Source organism: Streptomyces beigongshangae, assembly GCF_019710745.1.
GTDB classification, from domain to species: Bacteria; Actinomycetota; Actinomycetes; order Streptomycetales; family Streptomycetaceae; genus Streptomyces; species Streptomyces beigongshangae.
On sequence record NZ_JAHKJW010000080.1, the window covers coordinates 1 to 17447 of the forward strand.

Here is a 17447-nt window from a genome sequence, read left to right on the forward strand (position 1 = left end):
GGGCGCGGCGGTCGCCGGCCTCGGGACGACGGCGCAGGCCGCCTCCGCCCCCGCCTCCGCCGCGGCCGGCGGCCGGTTCGACCCGCGGAGCCCGCGCTTCGTGCTGGCCGTCCTCCCCGACACCCAGTACCTCTTCGACGCGGACAGCACCGACCCCGCGCCGCTGCGGGAGGCGTTCCGCCACCTGGTCGCCGAGCGGGGCGAGGCGAACATCGCGTTCATGACGCACCTCGGTGACGTCACCGAGCACGGCACCGAGGACGAGATCGAACGCGCCGCCGACACCTTCCGCACCCTCCACGGCAAGGTGCCCTACAGCGTCCTGGCGGGCAACCACGACATCAGCTCGGGGGACGACCAGCGCGGTGACTCGGCGTACCTCGCGGCGTTCGGGCCCGCCCGCTACCGGTCCATGCCGACGTACCGCGGCGCCTCGCCCGACGGCTACAACACCTACCACGTGCTGGCGGCCGCGGACCGCTCGTGGCTGGTCCTCGCCCTGGACTGGCGGATGTCGGACAAGGGGATGCGGTGGGCGCAGGGCGTCCTCGACGCGCACCCCACGCTGCCCGCCGTCCTCACGACGCACGACATCGCCTGGGCCGACGACGACGGCAGGGCGCAGCTGTCGGACAACGGCACCCGGCTGTGGGAGGGCCTCATCCGCGGCAACGACCAGATCTTCCTCGCGCTGGGCGGGCACTACTGGCCGCCGGGGCGCACGGTGCTGCGCAACGACGCCGGCAACGACGTCCACGTCCACATCACCAACTACCAGGACCGCTACTACGGCGGCGCCGGCATGATCCGCACGTACGGCTTCGACCTGGCCCGCGGTGTCGTCGACGTGGAGACCTTCTCGCCGTGGCTCCTCGCCCGCGATCCCGGGAAGCGGACGGCGCTGGAGGCCGAGACCATCGAACTGACCGGCCCCGCCGACCGGTTCAGCCTGGACATCGACTTCGACGGGCGCTTCGCGGGCTTCGCCCCCGTCGTGCCCCCGAAGCCGCGTCCCGCGTCCGCGGTGATGCCGCGCGGCACGGTCGCGTACTGGCGTTTCGACGCGTCCGGGACGAAGGCGGGCGGAACGGCGGGCCGGCCCGTCGAGAACGGGGCGGTCGTCCGCGACCTCACCGGCAACGGCAACGACCTGGTCGCCGGCCGGCTGGCCGCCGGTGGCCCCGACGCCCTCACCTGGTCGCCCGACCACCACCCGGGCCAGCCGGGCCACGCCAGCCTCCGCTTCGACGGCGGCAAGGGCCCGGACCGCGGCGCGATCCTGAGGACGGCGGCCGGAGCGGCCCTGAACAGCGAGAAGTTCACCCGCGGCTACACCATCGAGACGTTCATCAGGCTGCCCGAGCCCTTCGAGGGGGACCACTCCTGGATGGGCGTCCTCAGCTGGGAGGGACGCAACGGGGACGCGGGCAAGACCACGGGCTGGTCCCCGCTGGAGCCCACCTGCAGCCTCAACCTCTCGCCCGAGCGGTTCCTCCAGTTCGTGGTCTATCCGCAGCGCCAGGACGCCGACCCCACGTCGTGGAGCCACGCGGTGCCCGTGGGCCGCTGGATGCACATCGCCCTCGTCAACGACGGGCGCCGTACGCTGATGTACGTGGACGGCTCGAAGATCGCCCGCAATCCCGCGCAGCCGTCCACCGGCATCGCCACCCTCGGCAAGCCCTTCGTGCTGGGGGCCACCCAGTTCGACGAGCGCTTCTCGCAGGGCTTCTACGGCTGGATCGGCGACACCCGCATCGTGAACCGCGCCCTGTCCGTACGGGAGTTCCTCGCGCCCTTCGCGTAGGAGCAGGGCCCCTTCGCGTAGGAGCGGGGAGCCTTCGCGTGGGGGTGGGGATCGGGGTACGACGAAGGTCACATTTACATATCGGACACTTCGCACTTCAATCTTCACGTGAGGTACACAAGTTGGCTAAGTTGACCGGCAGGCCGTTCGACTTCCTCCGGTGAACCCCGCCGGGTCGCGCGGCCCCGCCGAATCCGGCAGGCCCCCGCGGCAGCCGGAGCCGGAGGTCCGGTCGGACCCGGCCGTCGACCCGGCAGGCGGAGCACGGAAGGAGTCGTCCCCCATCGCGCCGGAACGAACGCCGCGCCCCGGAGGCACCAGCCTCCCCGGCATCCCCAGCTCCGCCCTCGTGAAGGCGGGCCCCGCCTCCGCGGACCGGTTCCCCCCGGGAGGCGACGAGCCGAGCCGCGAAGAGGTCCAGCAGCGGATCGCCAGCCTCTACGACCGGGTCGAGAGCGCCACCGGGAACTTCAACGCCACCCGGGCGATGACCAGGGTGACGCGCGGCACGGTCACGCCGGCAGTGGCGCCGGCACCGCTGCCGGCCCCGGCGCCGTCGTCCGGGGACAGGGCGGACCGTGGCGCGGCCACCGGTGCGACCGCCTCGTCGGCGGACGTCGCCCGGCAGTGGTTCGACGTGGGACGCGCCCGGCTGGGCCCGCTGTTCCCGGCGGTGCTCCCGCCCGACAGGAGTCCGGACCGCGGCGCGCCCGGCGCCCGGCCCGCGGATTCCGGCGGACGTCCGGGGAGCCGCGGGCGCGAGACGCCGGACAGACCCGTCCTGGAGCTGACCGCGGGCCCGGCCGGAAGCGCCCTCGGACCGGTGGCGGAGCTGACGGCCGGACCGGTGGCGGAACCGGCCGCCGGCCCCGTTGCCGCGCTGCCGGCCGTGCCGGCGCAGCGCCGGGCAACCGGCAGCACCCTGCCCGGACCGGCTTCCGCCGAGTCGCCGCAGGTGCTGCAGGCGTCGCGGGCCCCGCTGCGGACCATGAAACAGCGCAACCAGCGGAAGCTCGGGCGGGCCCGCGAACTGCTGGCCGGGCATGCCGCCGGGCGGCTCGCCGCCCTTCCCGCCCCCGCCCCCGTCGCGGCGATCGAGTCGCGGCCGGCCGACAGCGCCTGGCGCCCCGCCGGGGAGCAGACCCCGCCCCGGACCGGGGCGGGCCCGTGGCAGCAGCCGTCCGCCGGAAACGCGCCGTACGCCGAGGACCCGCTCCACACCGGCACGGGCGCGTACCCCCTCCCGGAGATGCGGGTCGCCGCCGAGCCCGCCCTGGGCAGCGGTATGTATCTCGGCGCGGACCAGTACACCGGCACGGGGCTGTACATCGACGCCAGTACACCGATCGCCGCCGGAGTCGCCCAGGACATGCGGGGCCGGCCCGGCCCCGGACACGGCGGACAGGGCGCCAGGGCCGTCGAGTTCGCACGCGGGCAGATCGGCAAGCCGTGCGTGTGGGGTGCGATGGGTCCCGGCTCGTACGACTGCTCCAGCCTCACCCAGGCCGCCTGGCGCACCGCCGGTGTCGCGCTCCCGCGTTCCGTCCACGACCAGGCGACCGCGGGCACGACGGTCCCCGTCTCCGACATCCGGCCCGGCGACCTGATCTTCTTCAACGGGCCGGTGGGGCACGTCGGCATCTGTACCGGCGACGGCATGATGGTCCACGCACCGAGCCCGGGGGCGGCCATACGCGAGGAGTCGGTCCACCGGGCGGGGGAGTCGGCGATCCACAGCGTGGTCCGGCCCGCCTGAGCCGGTGGGGGACCCGCGCGACGGTGGACGCGGCCGACGGCCGCCCCAGATCCGTCCCGCGGACGACGGCACGGTTTCCCCCGTCTCCCGGGGCGGCATCGCGGCGCACCGTCCGGGACTCGCTTCGAGGTCGTCCACCACCCGTCGGCAGCGCACCGGTAGCCCACCGGTAGCCCATCGGCAGCTCACCGGCAGCCCATCGACGGTTCTCGGCAGTCCCTCCGCGTCCCGTCCGCAACTATCGAAACAGAAAGCGCTGTCACACGCCTCGACAACGGTTTGCCGCCGCCTCATTCTTCAAGCAGGTCCTGACATGAGCGCGACAGGAGGCTCCATGGTCAAGCGCAGATCGCTGCTGGCGGCGGCGGGCGGCACACTGCTCGGCAGCGCGCTGGCCACGGGTACCGCGCGGGCCGACGCCACCGTCGCGGTCGACCCCGCCACCACCTACGGGCGCTGGGAGGGCTGGGGCACCTCCCTCGCGTGGTGGGCCAACGTGTTCGGCGCGCGCGAGGACTTCGCCGACATCTTCTTCACCACCAAGTCCGTGGCGTACGGCGGCAGGACCCTGCCCGGCCTCGGGATGAACATCGCCCGCTACAACCTGGGCGCGTGCAGCTGGAACAGCGTGGGCGGCCAGAGCATGGCCGCCTCGCCCAACATCCCGGCGTTCAAGCAGATCGAGGGCTACTGGCAGGACTGGAACAACGAGGACCCCGCCTCCGCCGCCTGGGACTGGACGGCCGACGCCAACCAGCGCGCCGCCCTGGTCAAGGCGGTCCGGCGCGGTGCCGTCACCGAGCTGTTCGCCAACTCGCCCATGTGGTGGATGTGCCTCAACCACAACCCCTCCGGCGCGTCCGGCGGCGGTAACAACCTCCAGTCCTGGAACTACCGCCAGCACGCCTCCCACCTGGCTGCCGTCGCGCTGTACGCGCGGAACAACTGGGGCGTGGACTTCGCGACCGTGGACCCCTTCAACGAGCCCTCGTCCGGCTGGTGGACCGCCACCGGCACCCAGGAGGGCTGCCACATGGACGCGTCCGTGCAGGCGGCGGTCCTCCCGCACCTGCGCGCCGAGCTGGACAGACGCGGTCTGTCCGGCGTCAGGATCTCGGCGTCCGACGAGACGAGCTACGACCTGGCCCGTACGACCTGGAACTCCTTCGGGACGTCGACCAGGGCGCTGGTCAGCCAGGTCAACGTGCACGGCTACCAGGGCTCCGGCGGACGCCGCGACCTCCTCCACGCCGATGTCGTGACCACGGCGGGCAGGAAACTGTGGAACTCCGAGACCGGTGACAGCGACGGCACCGGCCTCACCCTGGCGGGCAACCTGTGCCTGGACCTCCGCTGGCTGCACCCGACCGCCTGGGTCTACTGGCAGGTGATGGACCCGTCCACCGGCTGGGCGATGATCGCGTACGACCAGAACACGCTCCAGCCGACCACCGTGCAGACCAAGTACTACGTGATGGCGCAGTTCAGCCGGCACATCCGGCCCGGGATGACCATCCTCGGCACCGGGGCCGGCTACGCGGTCGCCGCCCACGACGCGGCACAGCGGCGCCTGGTCCTCGTGGCGGTCAACCCGGGCGCCGCGCAGACGCTGACCTTCGACCTCTCCCGCTTCGGCCAGGTCACCGGCGGCACGGGAGGACTCGTACGCCGATGGAGCACGCTCACCTCCGGCGGCGGAGACCTCTACACCGCCCGCTCGGACACCTATCTGAACGGCAAGAGTCTGAGTGTGCCGTTCGCCGCCGGCTCCGTGCAGACCTTCGAGGTCGACGGGGTCGCGGTGTGAGCGCCGGAACGCGACGACCAGGGCGGTGATGCCGTCGCCCCGTGGGCGGGTGTCTCGGACCGAGACACCCGCCTTCGCGCGTCCCGGGCCAGGATCGGCCTGCGCTCCGTGGCCCGGGCGATCCTCCACCGTGAGACGGTCGGGGCGGCGGCCGATCCGGCCGCCGCGGCGGAACGGGTCCGGCTTTCCGGCCCACCGCCTCGGTACGTCGTCCGGTCCCTCGGTACGCCGTCCGGGCGTGGCCGGCCCCCGCCCGTCGGCGCCGGGGTCACGAAGCCCCCGCCAGCAGGGCGCGCACGGCGCTCCGCAGCTCGTCGGACGCGAGGACGTCCCCGCTCACCCGGTCCGCGTCCGCGCCGCAGGGGCGGTCGTCGTCCAGGGGTGGGACCAGTGCGCGGACCGCCCGATGCAGCAGCCCGGCCCCCCGTCCCAGGGCGCCGGGCGCGGCCAGGTCCACCGCCTGCGCCGCGGCCAGTGCCTCGACGGCGAGCAGCTGCCGCAGCCGGACGAGCATCGTCGACAGCCGCCGGGCCCCGAGCGCCGCGTTGGTCGAGTCGTCCTCCACACCGGTCGCGCCGTGCCGTGGATCCGTGGACACCGGGGCCGACAGCAGCCGGATCTCGGCGACCAGGGCCTGCGCCGTCTTGGCCAGCGGCGCGAAACCCGAGCGTTCCGGGCCGTACGGGGAGAGGTTCGCGGGCAGTCCGCTGAGCCCGGGGTCCAGCAGCCTGCGCATGCGCTCCGCGGAGAGCGCCGCGGTCTGCGTCAGGGCCAGCGCGAGGGTGTCCAGGGCCAGGGCGAGGGCGGGGGTGTGGAAGTTCCCGGAGGAGAGGATCCCACCGGGCACCTCGTCGGTACCGGCCAGGACCACCGGGTTGTCGCCGCTGCCGTTGAGCTCGGGGTCCAGCGCGGCGCCGGCGAAGTCGAGCGCGGAGTGCAGCGCCCCGTGCACCTGGGCCGCGCAGCGCAGGCTGACGGGGTCCTGGACCCGCCGCGCGTGCCGGGGGTCGGTGAGCTCACCCCCGGCCAGGAGCGCGAGCAGCTCCGCCGCCGCCCGGGACTGCCCGGGCGCCGGGCGCAGTCCCAGCACCCGGGGGTCCAGCGGGCCGGTGTTCGCCCTGAAGCCCTCGAAGGTGAGCGCCGTCACCGCCTGGGCCAGACCCAGGAGGACCACCGCCTCGTGCAGTACGAGCCCACCGTGGCCGGCGGCCAGCGGGCTCGCGCTGCACAGCACGTGCCCGTCCTTCGGTCCCAGCTCCGCCGGGACCAGCCCGGCCCGCCGCAGGGCCGTCGCGCCGTCGAGGACCTCGCCGGAGAGTTCGGCGCGGCCCTCGCCGATGACGACGAGGCCGGCATGGGCCATCTGGCACAGGTCCGACGCGCCGATCGACCCCACCTCGGGGATCAGCGGATGGACGCGTGCGTTGAGCATGCCGACGAGCAGCGACGCGATCTCCGGCCGGACTCCGCTGCCCCCGCCCGCCAGACCGTTGGCGCGGGCGACCAGGGCGGCGCGTACGACGGGGCTCGGCAGCGGGTCCCCGACCGCGTTGGCCCGGCCGCGCACCGTCCGCACGCTGAAGCGCGCCAGTTCCTCGCGCGGCAGCGCGTACGACGACCGGCTGCCGAGCCCCGTCGTCAGACCGTACGCGGGCACCCCGCGGTCGACCGCGTCGTCGACCACCGCGCGCTCGCGCGCCAGCCGGGGGAACACATCGGCCGCGAGACCGACCCGGGCCCCGCGCAGGGCGACGGCGGCCACGTCCTCGCAGGACAGCGTGCGGCCGTCGAGGACCACGGTTCCGAGTGCGGCGGGGATCACTGCTTCGGGTCCGGCGGGGATCACTGCTTCGGGTCCGGCGGGGTAGGGACCCGTCATGAGAACCGCAGCTCCTGCCCGAGTCCGCGCTCCCGGGCCTTCGCGAGCACGGCCGCGCCCAGGGCGATGTCGGACAGGGAGAGGCCGCGATGCCAGAAGAGGACCGTCTCGTCGTCCCGCTCCCGGCCGGGCTTGTCACCGGCGACGATCTCGCACAGTTCGGCGTGCAGGGTCGACTCGCTGAGCCGGCCCGACTCGACGTGCGCGCGCAACGCCCCGAAGGGCCCGGACCGGCACTGGCCCCAGTCGTCGACGACGACCTTGTCCATGATGTCGGTGAGGGTGAGCTCGACCGCGCTCATCGTCCCGTACGGCACGACGAGGGCGCCCGGCGCGATCCACTCGGTCCTCAGCAGCGGTTCGGGCCGTTCCAGCCGGGACGCCTCCACGACGACGTCGGCGCCCTCGACGCACGACTTCCAGTCACCGGTCACGGTCACGGGCTTGCCGAGATCGCGTTCGAGCCGCTCCGCGAAGGCCTCGCGGCTCTCCGGGCGGCGCGAGTGGACGCGGATCTCGTCGAAATCGAGGAGCCGGTCGAGGAGCCGCACGTTCCAGTACGAGGTGGCCCGGGCGCCGATGTGACCGAGCACCCCGGCACCGGGCCGGGCGAGATGCCGTGCCCCCAGCGCGGTGATCGCGCCGGTGCGCATCTCGGTGATCGCGGTCGCGTCCAGGACGGCCAGCGGCATGCCCGTACGCGGGTCGAAGAGGTTCAGCAGGGCCATCTCGGAGGGCAGCCCCGACTTGTAATTGTCGACGTAGTCGCCCACGATCTTGACCCCGGCCATGCCCAGCGGGGCCACATAGCCGCGCAGGACGTTGAAGTGGCCGTTGAAGGCGGGGTCGGGTGTGAGATGCACCCGTGGTTCGACGACCGTCTCGCCGCGACCCTGGGCGAGCAGTCCCTGTTCGACCGCGTCGAGCACCTCGGAGTCGTCCAGTGCCAGCTGCTCGATGTCCGAGCCGTTCAGGAATGTGAACATAATAGGGTCGGAGGCGGTCATAACGGGCGGCCTCTCGCTTTCTTCGGGCGAACGTAACGCCCCGTTCACAAAACGGGATTGACTGAAATTCAGTCACGAACAACTCTGCATGACGATATGCAGTCGGGTAAGGGGCAGCTTTGATCAAATTCGATGCGGTGAGCAAAAACTATCCCAACGGCACCACAGCGGTGGACGCCCTGTCCCTGGAGCTGGCCGAGGGAGGCATCACGGTCCTGGTGGGTCCCTCCGGCTGCGGCAAGACCACGACCCTGCGCATGGTCAACCGCATGGTGGAGCCGTCGGCGGGCACGGTCAGCCTGCGCGGCCGGGACATCCGCGAAGTGGCCGCCCCCGAACTGCGCAGGGGCATCGGTTACGTGATCCAGCACGCCGGGCTCTTCCCGCACCGCACGATCCTGGACAACGTGGCGACCGTGCCGCTGCTGCTGGGCTGGGGCAGGAAGAAGGCCCGGAAGCGGGCGGCCGAGCTGCTCGAACTGGTGGGACTGCCGGCCACGATGGCCAAGCGCTACCCGTACCAGCTCTCGGGCGGGCAGCAGCAGCGCGTCGGAGTGGCCAGGGCGCTGGGCGCGGACCCGCCCGTACTGCTCATGGACGAGCCGTTCAGCGCGGTCGACCCCATCGTGCGGGGGGAGCTGCAGGCGGAGTTCCTCCGGCTGCAGAAGGAGCTGCACAAGACGATCGTGTTCGTCACGCACGACATCGACGAGGCGATCAAGCTGGGCGACAACATCGCGGTGTTCCGGACCGGTGGCAGGCTCGCGCAGTTCGACACGCCGGAGCGGTTGCTCGCGCACCCGGCCGACGACTTCGTGGCCGGTTTCGTCGGGCAGGACCGGGGCATCCGCCGGCTCTCCTTCGTCCAGGCGTCGGGTCTGCCGCTGCGGGAGGGCCCGGTGCTGCCGGTGACCGCCTCCGTGGCCGCCGCCCGGGCGCTGGACGAGCCCTGGGTGCTCGCCGTGGACGCCGCCCGGCGGCCGCTCGGCTGGGCCGCCGTGGCCGGCCTCCCGGTCGGCGGCACCCTGGCGGACGTACAGCTGGCCCCGCTCGGTCACACGTTCAGCCTGGCCGGCGACTCGGCCCGGGCCGCCCTCGACGCGGCGCTCCTGTCCCCGTCCCGCCTCGCGGTGGGCGTGGACGCGGAGGGGGCGGTCGCGGGGGTCGCGGACGCGTACGAGTTGTCGGCGGCGATGACGGAGACGACGACGGTCACCCCCGCGACCGCCGACACCCCCGCGACCGCCGACGCCGCCGTGGCCCCCGGGGCCACGCCGGGGGCGGCGGAGGCGGGCGAGCCTGCCGGGGAGCCCGGGGAGCCCGGGGAGCCCGGGAACCGGCCCGTCGACGGCGGCGCGGGTGCGGGCGGTCCGCGGGTCACCGGCCCCGCCGGCGCGAAGGGCGGTGAGGGCCGATGAGGGACGGCGAGCCGCTCGTACGGTGGGTGTGGATCGGCGACCACCTCGGTGAGCTGGCCCACTACACCGGGGTCCATCTGCGGCTGGGCCTCCTGCCCGTGCTGTTCGGGCTGATCATCTCCGTGCCCCTCGGCATGCTCTGCCACCGCTGGAGATGGGTCTATCCGCCGACCCTGACCGCGGCCAACGTCCTGTACTCCATCCCGTCGCTGGCCCTCTTCATGATCTTCGTCCGCTACACGGGGCTGACGGAGCGCACGGTCATGATCCCGCTGACCCTCTACACGTTGTCGGTCCTCGTGCCCAACGTCGTGGACGGGCTCGCCTCGGTCCCCGATCCGGTACGGCAGGCGGCCACCGCGATGGGATTCGGTACGGTCCGCCGGGTCGTCCAGGTCGAGCTGCCGATCGCCGTGCCCGTCGTCGTCGCCGGCGTACGGGTCGCCGCGGTCTCCTCCATCAGCCTCGTCGCGGTGGGGCAGCTGATCGGCCAGGGCGGCCTCGGCTACTACATCACCCGGGGCCTCCAGCTCGACTTCCCGACCCCGATCATCACCGCGACCGTACTGATCATGCTGCTGGCCCTCGCCACCGACGCCCTGCTCGTCCTGGCGCAGCGGCTGCTCACCCCGTGGGCGCGCGGCAAGGGGGCGAAGGCGTGAACGATCTCCTGAACCAGCTGGAGCTCGTCGGTGACTGGCTGACCTCGTCCCAGCAGTGGCGCGGTGACGACGGCATCCCGCACCGCCTCCTGGAGCACCTGACCTACAGCGGTCTGTCCCTGCTGTTCGCGGCGGTGATCGGGCTGGCGCTCGGACTGCTGGTCGGGCACACCGGCCGCGGTGCGTTCGCCGTCGCCACCCTCGCGAACCTCGCACGGGCGATCCCCACCTTCGGCCTGGTCGTCCTCGTCGTGACCCTCGCCGGCCTCAGCACCACTCCCGTACTGGTCGCCCTCGTGGCGCTGGCCGTCCCGCCGATCCTCATCAACACCTTCGAGGGGGTCCACGGCGTCGACCCCGACACCCGGGACGCCGCGAAGGGGATGGGCATGACCGGCTGGGAGGTCCTGCTGAAGGTCGAGGTGCCGATGGCACTGCCACTGATCCTGCTCGGCCTGCGGGTCGCCGCCATCCAGGTGGTGGCCACGGCGACCGTCGCCGCGTACCCCGGCCTCGGCGGTCTGGGGCGCTTCATCGTCGACGGGCTCTCCCGCAACGACTACGAACTGGTCATCGGCGGCTCCGCCGTCGTCGTGGCCCTCGCGCTCGTCGTCCAGGCCGTCTTCACCGCGCTGCGGCGCGCCGTCGTCTCACCGGGACTGCGGGCCGCGGCGACCAAGTCCTGACCGCCACCGACCTCCGCGCCCCACCTGAACCTGAGCTGTACCCGAGAAGGGAAACACCATGAAAGCCACGTACCGCGCCGCCGTCCTCGGTGTCGTCGCCGCGCTCGCCCTGACCGCCTGCGGAGGAAGCGACGACGGCGGCGACAACCCGCTGTCGGGCGACGGCGGCGACAGCGGAAGCGGCAAGGCCGTCGTCGTCGGCTCGGCCAACTTCCCCGAGAACCAGCTGCTCGCCGAGATCTACGCCCAGGCACTGGAGGACAAGGGCCTGAAGGTGACCCGCAAGTTCGACATCGGGGCCCGCGAGGTCTACTACGACCAGGTCGTCAAGGGGGGCATCGGCGTCTTCCCCGAGTACAACGGCGCGCTGCTGTCCGTGGCCGTCGACAAGAAGAGCACCGCCACCAGCACGGAGGACATCAACGCCGAGCTGAAGGCGAAGCTCCCGAAGTCGGTCGAGATACTCGACTCCGCCGCGGCAGAGGACAAGGACTCGGTCACGGTGACCGCCGAGACCGCCGAGAAGTACGACCTCAAGACCCTGGCCGACCTCAAGCCGGTCGCGAAGGACCTGACCATCGGCGCCGGTTCGGAGTTCAAGACCCGCACCCAGGGCGGAGCCGGTCTGAAGAGTGTCTACGGGGTGGAGTTCGGGAAGTTCCAGCCGCTGGACGCCGGTGCCCAGAGCACCCTGCTGAAGCTGCTGAAGGACGGCAAGGTGCAGGCCGCCAACCTCTACACGACCGACCCCGCCATCATCGAGGACGGGCTCGTGGTCCTGGAGGACCCGAAGAACCTCTTCTCCTCGCAGAACGTCACCCCCCTCGTCCACAAGTCCTCGGTGAACGGCGAGGCCAGGTCGGCCCTCAACGCCATCTCGGCCGAGCTCACCACCGAGGACCTGCTGAAGATGATGGAGAAGCTCGTCAACGACAAGGAGGACGCCTCCGACGTGGCCGAGGAGTGGCTGAAGTCGGCCGGTCTCACGAGCTGACCGGCACGGCGGCCAGGCCGCCCAGGCCGCCCGGCCCCGGGCGGCACGGGCGGCCGCCCGTGCCGTGTGCGGTAGGGTTCTGTTCGCGCGATCACGCGGTTCACCGCGACGGGGCGCATCGGGACGTGGCGCAGCTTGGTAGCGCACTTGACTGGGGGTCAAGGGGTCGCAGGTTCAAATCCTGTCGTCCCGACTTTACGAAGTCGCAGGTCAGAGGGTTCGCCGGAGGAATCCGGCGGGCCCTTTGGCGTACGCCTCGGGGACCCTGTGGGGACCAGGCGGTCCAGCGGGCGCACCGGGGGGCCGGCGGCTCGTACCCCAGCCGTACCCCGGCGTCCGCGCGAGGTGGCCGGACACGCGGGCCACCCCTCCGGCAGAGGCGTCTTCTCGTCTGCCGCGGTCCGTCTGCCGGGTACCGGCCGTGAAGCTGTCCCTTTTCCGGATGCCGGAATCGGCGGGTCCAACGGACGGGGTGCTGACAGCCGCCCGTGTCCTGTGTTGTTGTCATCCGTGGGCATTTTCGGAAGGTTCCGGTCAGGGCCGGGTGCAGCCGGGGTCTGCGGGGCGGTGTAGGGCCAGTGGTGCCTGTCGGGCCTGCGGCGGGCGTCCGCTGAGCGGTGTCCGGATACCGTGCGGGTTGGCTGGTAGGGCGTAGGGGGGAATGAGTGCCTCAGTGCTGAGGTGTGGGCACAGCGGTCGCGTCGCCGGAGCCGCGATCCATGCCCGGAGGGGGGACGCTCATGGCGTTCCTGAGGCACAAGTCCACGGGGTTCCGCTGCGCGGTGGCGTGCCCGACAGGCCAGGGGTGGTCCGCGATGTTCCTGCGGCCCGGTAGTGCCGCGGGCACCGGTGAGACGACTCTGCTCTTCGACGCGGCGACCCATGAAGCGTACGGGGGGCAGTTCGCCGACCTGGCCAAGTACGAGTACCAGGACTTCAAGCTGTATCCGGAGGCCGTGCTGCAACTGCCCGCCCACACGGACGGGTCGGCGCAGTACCTGTTCATCACCGGTTCGGACAGCCTGCGGTACCGCGTGGGCACCGGCGTGGTCAAGCGCGAACAGCTGGTGATGCGCTCCTGGCTGCCCGCGGACCGGCAGGACAACGTCGACGTGTTGCTGCAGGCCCCCAACTCACCGGCGAACGAGTGGCGTACCTACGTGTTCAAGGGCAGCCGGGTCCTCACCTGCAACTGGGGGGTGTCCGCCGGGTCCGTCGAACGGGACGTGCTCATCACCCAGGGTCCGGACGCGGACGCGCCGGGCTGGTCCCAGCTCCCGGCCGGCTTCCGCTCCGACCTCGACCACGTCGTCGCGCTGCCTCCCGCATCCGGTGTACGCCGTTCGCTGCTCGTCAAGGGAGCCGACGGGATCGTCCTCAACTGGAGCACCGGCGTGGAGAAGTCGGGCCCGCTCACTTCCCTGACCACCGGTCTGGGCAAGCTTCCGACGACGTACACGACGCAGTACCTCCCCGTGTCCGGGACCTACCGGGCCACCAACGCCGGCCTGACCGTGGAAGCACGCGTCGACGTCGACGGAGTCGGCACGCTGTCCACGATCAGCGGCGACCTCTTCACGGAGTCGGGCGGGAGCACCGCCTACTCCAACTCCTTCCGCTCCGCGGGTGCGGAGGTGCAATGGACCGGGACCTACATGGTGGTCACGGGCAAGGGACTCGCGTGGGCCACACCGCCGACCCGCCCCGCCACCATGGTCCAGCTCCTGATCCCGCTGACCGCAACCGGCCAGCCGGCGTCCGCGGCCCAGTGGCTGTACCTGGAGGACGAGGACTACTACTACGACAACTGGCGCAACCTGCCCAGGGTGTCCACGTACTTCCGCACCGTCGACTACGAGGTCGACACGGTGGCCGGCGAGACCGCGATCGTCGGTTACGACACCTCCAAGGCCCCCGTACCTCCCGGCTACGCCAACCGGACGCTCACCGTGCCCTCCTCGTTCGCCGAGGCGGGCATCGAGCTGCGCACCTCCGGCAGCAACGTCATCTCCCTCAGCGGGGCCGACACGGACCGGCTGTGGTCCAAGGCCGAGCTGCACGCGGCGATGGTGGCGAACTTCAGCGGTTACCGTGACGTACCGCAGTGGAAGCTGTGGACCCTGGTCGCGGGTGGTTACGCCGACGGCGACAGCAGGAGGATCGCCGGGACCATGTTCGACACCATCGGCCTGCAACGGCAGGGCATGGCGGTGTTCACGGAGTGCAACACCCCCGGCACCAACGACGAGCTGCACACCTACGTCCACGAACTCGGCCACGCCTTCAACCTGCTGCACTCCTTCTCCAAGAGGGCGGCGTCCCCGCCCGCGCCGTCGGGTCCCCTGAACGGTTACGGCGACCTGTCGTGGATGCAGTATCCGCACCTCTACCAGGGCGACAGCAGTGCGGCCGTGGACGAGCGGACCGCCGCGTTCTTCCGTGCCTTCCCGTTCCGGTTCACCGACGACGAGATCCGGCACCTGCGGCACGGCTTCTACCGGAACGTGGTCATGGGCGGCAACGACTTCGTGACCGGCGCCGCCAAGGAGCAGCCGTCCATGGAGTTGTTCACGCAGCCGCTGACCGACGAGTCCGGCCTCGTACTGACGGTGGAGGGGCAGGCGGCCTTCGAGTACGGCGAACCGGTCGTCGCGCAGTTCAAGCTGGGCCGCACCGGCGGCCGCGGCGACGTCGCCGTGCTGCCCGAGCTGGATCCCGAGGCGGGGCACGTCACCGTCGCGATCACCGACCCCTACAACCAGACGCGCGTGTTCCGGCCACTCACTCGTACCTGCGGCAGGCACGACACCACCACGCTCACCGCCGCGGCGCCCGCCGTCTACGCCGGCGTCTACCTCGGGTACGGCGCCGACGGGCTCTACTTCAGCGAGCCCGGCCTGTACAAGGTGACCGCCGTCTACCAGGCTCCCGACGGTTCGCACGTGGTCTCCGCGCCACGCACGGTCCGGATCCGCCAGCCGCTCGTCCGTGCGGACCAGCAGGTCGGCGAGCTCCTGATGGGGGACGACCAGGGCCAGTTGCTGACGTTCCTCGGCTCCGACGCGCCTCAGCTCCAGAACGGCAACGACGCCTTGCAGGAGGTCATCGAGCGCCACGGAGACCACCCTCTGGCGGTGCACGCCCGACTGGCCCGCGGCGCCAACGCCGGGCGTCACTTCCAGCACGTCCGCGACGGCCGGCTCGTCGTCCGCGAACCCGACATCAAGGAGAGCGTGCAGCAGCTCGGCGCGGCCATCAACGCCTCCACCGGCGACGGCGGCCTCGACAACATCACCCTCAACAAGACGATGCGCCGCCTCGCGCGTGTCCACGCCAAGGACGGAAACCTGCCGGAAGCCGACGCCGTGCTCGACAGGATGGTCGCCACGTTCAAGGGCAAGGGCCTTCCCGCGGCGGTCCAGAGGACCATCCGGGCGCAGGCCGAGGAGACCCGCGCAACCATCCACCGGAACAAGGCCAGGACAGCCCGAGGCAGGAGGAAGTAGCCCGCTCGCGGTGAACCTCACCGCGCAGAACGACACAGTGAACAGCACCGGCGGCCGAGCCGGCCGTGGATCACCGCCCTCCCCGAAGTACCCTCGGGCCCTGTTCCCGGGCGGCAAGGGGTAGCAGGTCAGGGCCGGTTCCGGAGGTACCCGGAACCGGCCCTCGACCGTTTCCGGGGCCGCCGCGCGTCCGGTCACGGGCGGTGGCGTCCGCGCCGGGTGCCGTGGAGGTCCCGGCGGGAGAGGCGGAGCCCACCGGTGTTCGTCCGTTTCGCGCACGGGCACTCGACCGGAGCCGCCCAGCCCCTCGCGGGCCGCTTCGGCTGCGGAGGACGAGGCGGCCCGGCTCGCCCCCACGCGGCCGGCAGCAGGCTCCACCCGGCCGGCCTGAGCCGGCACATGGGCAGCCGGCAGTACGACCCGACCCAGTGGGGGCGGGCGACGGCCCGCGCCCGCGGCTGGATCCGATCATCGTCAATGTCCGGTATTTCGTTCGGGGTTCGAAGTTTCGGTGCCGAAATCTAGAGCCGCGCCCGTTGCCCGTCAATACCTTCGCCGAACCCCGTCGCGCGGCGTTCCGCGGCCCGTCGTTCCGCAACCGCCCGCATCCGGTGCGTTACTCAAACGTGATGCCCTCCCTGCTGTCGGCCCCCTTGACCCGGGTGAATTGTTAGCGCTCACAATGACCTCCGCAATCACCGGCCGCCTCCGTGGCGGACCGGACCGGACGGCCGCGTACGGCACGGGGCTCTTCCGGTACACGACCGCCGAGGAGGTGCGGCCATGGCACAACCCCAGCTCCGGCCGCCCACCATGGCGGACGTCGCGCGACTGGCGGGCGTGTCCCACCAGACCGTCTCCCGTGTGCTGGGGGCCCACCCCCACGTGCGGGACGAGACACGGGCCAGGGTGCTGCACGCGATCGAGGAGATGGGCTACCGCCGCAACTCCTCCGCACGCGCCCTGGTCACCCGGCGCACCCGGACCCTGGGTGTGGTCGCCTCGGACACCACCCTCTACGGTCCGGCCAGCACCCTCTTCGCGCTGGAGGAGGCCGCGCGCGCCGAGGGCTACCTCGTCTCCACGGTCAGCCTGCGCAGGCTGACCGTCGGGGAGCTGTCCGAGGCGCTGGACCACCTCGCGGGGGGCGGCGTGGAGGGGGTCGTCGCCGTCGCCCCGCAGCGGTCGGCGGTCGAGGCCCTCGCCGGACTCCGCCGTCCGTTCCCGGTGGTGACCGTGGGCAGCGGGCCCGACGTGGGCATCCCCGGGGTCGACGTCGACCAGCGCGAGGGCGCCGGACTGGCCACCGGCCACCTGCTGGCCGCCGGTCACCGTACGGTCTGGCACCTCGCCGGACCCGAGGACTGGCAGGAGGCCGCCGACCGGGCCGCCGGCTGGCGGGCCACCCTCGAAGGGGCGGACGTGCAACCGCCGTCGGTCCTGCGCGGCGACTGGAGTCCGCTGTCGGGCTACCGGGCCGGCCAGGAGCTGGCCGGCTGGGTGGGGCGGGGGCTGACCGCGGTCTTCGTCGCCAACGACCAGATGGCGCTGGGGGTGTTGCGGGCCCTGCGCGAAGCGGGTGTACGCACCCCCCAGGACGTCGCGGTGGCCGGCTTCGACGACATCCCGGAGTCGGAGTTCTTCGCGCCCCCGCTCACCACCGTCCGGCAGGACTTCGCGGAGGTCGGCAAGCGGAGCATCGCCCTGCTCCTCGACCTGATCGAGGGCCGGGAGCCGTCCGGGGTCCCGCGGATCGCCATCGAGCCCCAACTCGTCGTCCGTGCCAGCACGTTCCCGTACACCTCCGACCAAGGCGCCCCGCCGACCGCTTGAACCGGCCCCGCCTGAACCCACGCCGGCCGTTTCCCGCACGCCCTGTTTTGACCGGCATTTCGAACAATGATCGACAGGCTGGACATAGCGGG

The 17447-nt window shown here is 72.2% G+C and carries 11 protein-coding genes and 1 tRNA gene; 10 read left to right on the forward strand and 2 right to left on the reverse strand.

The window, feature by feature from the left end:
• From KM933_RS35135 to KM933_RS35145, 3 genes are all read left to right on the forward strand, one after another.
• Positions 1-1807, forward strand: a 1807-nt coding sequence (locus KM933_RS35135; protein WP_221360351.1) for a LamG-like jellyroll fold domain-containing protein, incomplete at its 5' end; no start/stop codon positions are given.
• A 160-nt stretch (positions 1808-1967) separates the two neighbouring features.
• Complete coding sequence (locus KM933_RS40010; RefSeq protein WP_308013650.1) at positions 1968-3563, forward strand: C40 family peptidase; 1596 nt, start codon at positions 1968-1970, stop codon at positions 3561-3563.
• A gap of 334 nt (positions 3564-3897) precedes the next feature.
• Complete coding sequence (locus KM933_RS35145; protein WP_221360397.1) at positions 3898-5370, forward strand: glycoside hydrolase; 1473 nt, start codon at positions 3898-3900, stop codon at positions 5368-5370.
• Positions 5371-5638: 268 nt separating this feature from the next.
• On the opposite strand, the gene KM933_RS35150 is transcribed toward KM933_RS35145, so the two are convergent.
• On the reverse strand, positions 5639-7249 hold the full coding sequence (locus KM933_RS35150) for an HAL/PAL/TAL family ammonia-lyase (RefSeq protein WP_221360353.1): 1611 nt from the start codon (positions 7247-7249) through the stop codon (positions 5639-5641).
• Positions 7246-8235 (reverse strand): ornithine cyclodeaminase family protein, encoded by a 990-nt coding sequence (locus tag KM933_RS35155; protein WP_221360355.1) that lies wholly within the window; start codon positions 8233-8235, stop codon positions 7246-7248. Before KM933_RS35155 ends, KM933_RS35150 begins: the two co-directional genes overlap by 4 nt.
• A 140-nt stretch (positions 8236-8375) precedes the next feature.
• Here KM933_RS35155 and KM933_RS35160 point away from each other — a divergent pair, with 140 nt between their 5' ends.
• The 7 genes from KM933_RS35160 to KM933_RS35190 all read left to right on the forward strand — a co-directional run bounded on the left by KM933_RS35160 (position 8376) and on the right by KM933_RS35190 (position 17355).
• Positions 8376-9674, forward strand: coding sequence for an ABC transporter ATP-binding protein (locus tag KM933_RS35160; protein ID WP_221360357.1), 1299 nt, complete (start codon positions 8376-8378; stop codon positions 9672-9674).
• Complete coding sequence (locus tag KM933_RS35165) at positions 9671-10336, forward strand: ABC transporter permease (protein WP_221360366.1); 666 nt, start codon at positions 9671-9673, stop codon at positions 10334-10336. The genes KM933_RS35160 and KM933_RS35165 overlap by 4 nt, the downstream gene beginning before the upstream one ends.
• Positions 10333-11022: an ABC transporter permease gene (locus tag KM933_RS35170; protein WP_221360368.1), complete on the forward strand. Its 690-nt coding sequence runs from the start codon at positions 10333-10335 to the stop codon at positions 11020-11022. The genes KM933_RS35165 and KM933_RS35170 overlap by 4 nt, the downstream gene beginning before the upstream one ends.
• A gap of 58 nt (positions 11023-11080) precedes the next feature.
• Positions 11081-12016 (forward strand): ABC transporter substrate-binding protein, encoded by a 936-nt coding sequence (locus KM933_RS35175; RefSeq protein ID WP_221360369.1) that lies wholly within the window; start codon positions 11081-11083, stop codon positions 12014-12016.
• A 119-nt stretch (positions 12017-12135) separates the two neighbouring features.
• Positions 12136-12209, forward strand: a tRNA-Pro gene (locus KM933_RS35180).
• 547 nt (positions 12210-12756) lie between these two features.
• Positions 12757-15522 (forward strand): hypothetical protein, encoded by a 2766-nt coding sequence (locus tag KM933_RS35185; protein WP_221360371.1) that lies wholly within the window; start codon positions 12757-12759, stop codon positions 15520-15522.
• A 783-nt stretch (positions 15523-16305) separates the two neighbouring features.
• Positions 16306-17355 carry a LacI family DNA-binding transcriptional regulator gene (locus KM933_RS35190; RefSeq protein ID WP_221360372.1) on the forward strand — a complete coding sequence of 350 codons (1050 nt, stop codon included), beginning with the start codon at positions 16306-16308 and terminating at the stop codon, positions 17353-17355.
• Positions 17356-17447 lie beyond the last annotated feature (92 nt).

Coding starts and splice junctions, on each gene's coding strand:
- KM933_RS35145 (WP_221360397.1), top strand. CDS start 3,898: ATGGTCAAGCGCAGATCGCTGCTGGCGGCGGCGGGCGGCACACTGCTC.
- KM933_RS35150 (WP_221360353.1), bottom strand. CDS start 7,249: ATGACGGGTCCCTACCCCGCCGGACCCGAAGCAGTGATCCCCGCCGGA.
- KM933_RS35155 (WP_221360355.1), bottom strand. CDS start 8,235: ATGTTCACATTCCTGAACGGCTCGGACATCGAGCAGCTGGCACTGGAC.
- KM933_RS35165 (WP_221360366.1), top strand. CDS start 9,671: ATGAGGGACGGCGAGCCGCTCGTACGGTGGGTGTGGATCGGCGACCAC.
- KM933_RS35175 (WP_221360369.1), top strand. CDS start 11,081: ATGAAAGCCACGTACCGCGCCGCCGTCCTCGGTGTCGTCGCCGCGCTC.
- KM933_RS35185 (WP_221360371.1), top strand. CDS start 12,757: ATGGCGTTCCTGAGGCACAAGTCCACGGGGTTCCGCTGCGCGGTGGCG.
- KM933_RS35190 (WP_221360372.1), top strand. CDS start 16,306: ATGGCACAACCCCAGCTCCGGCCGCCCACCATGGCGGACGTCGCGCGA.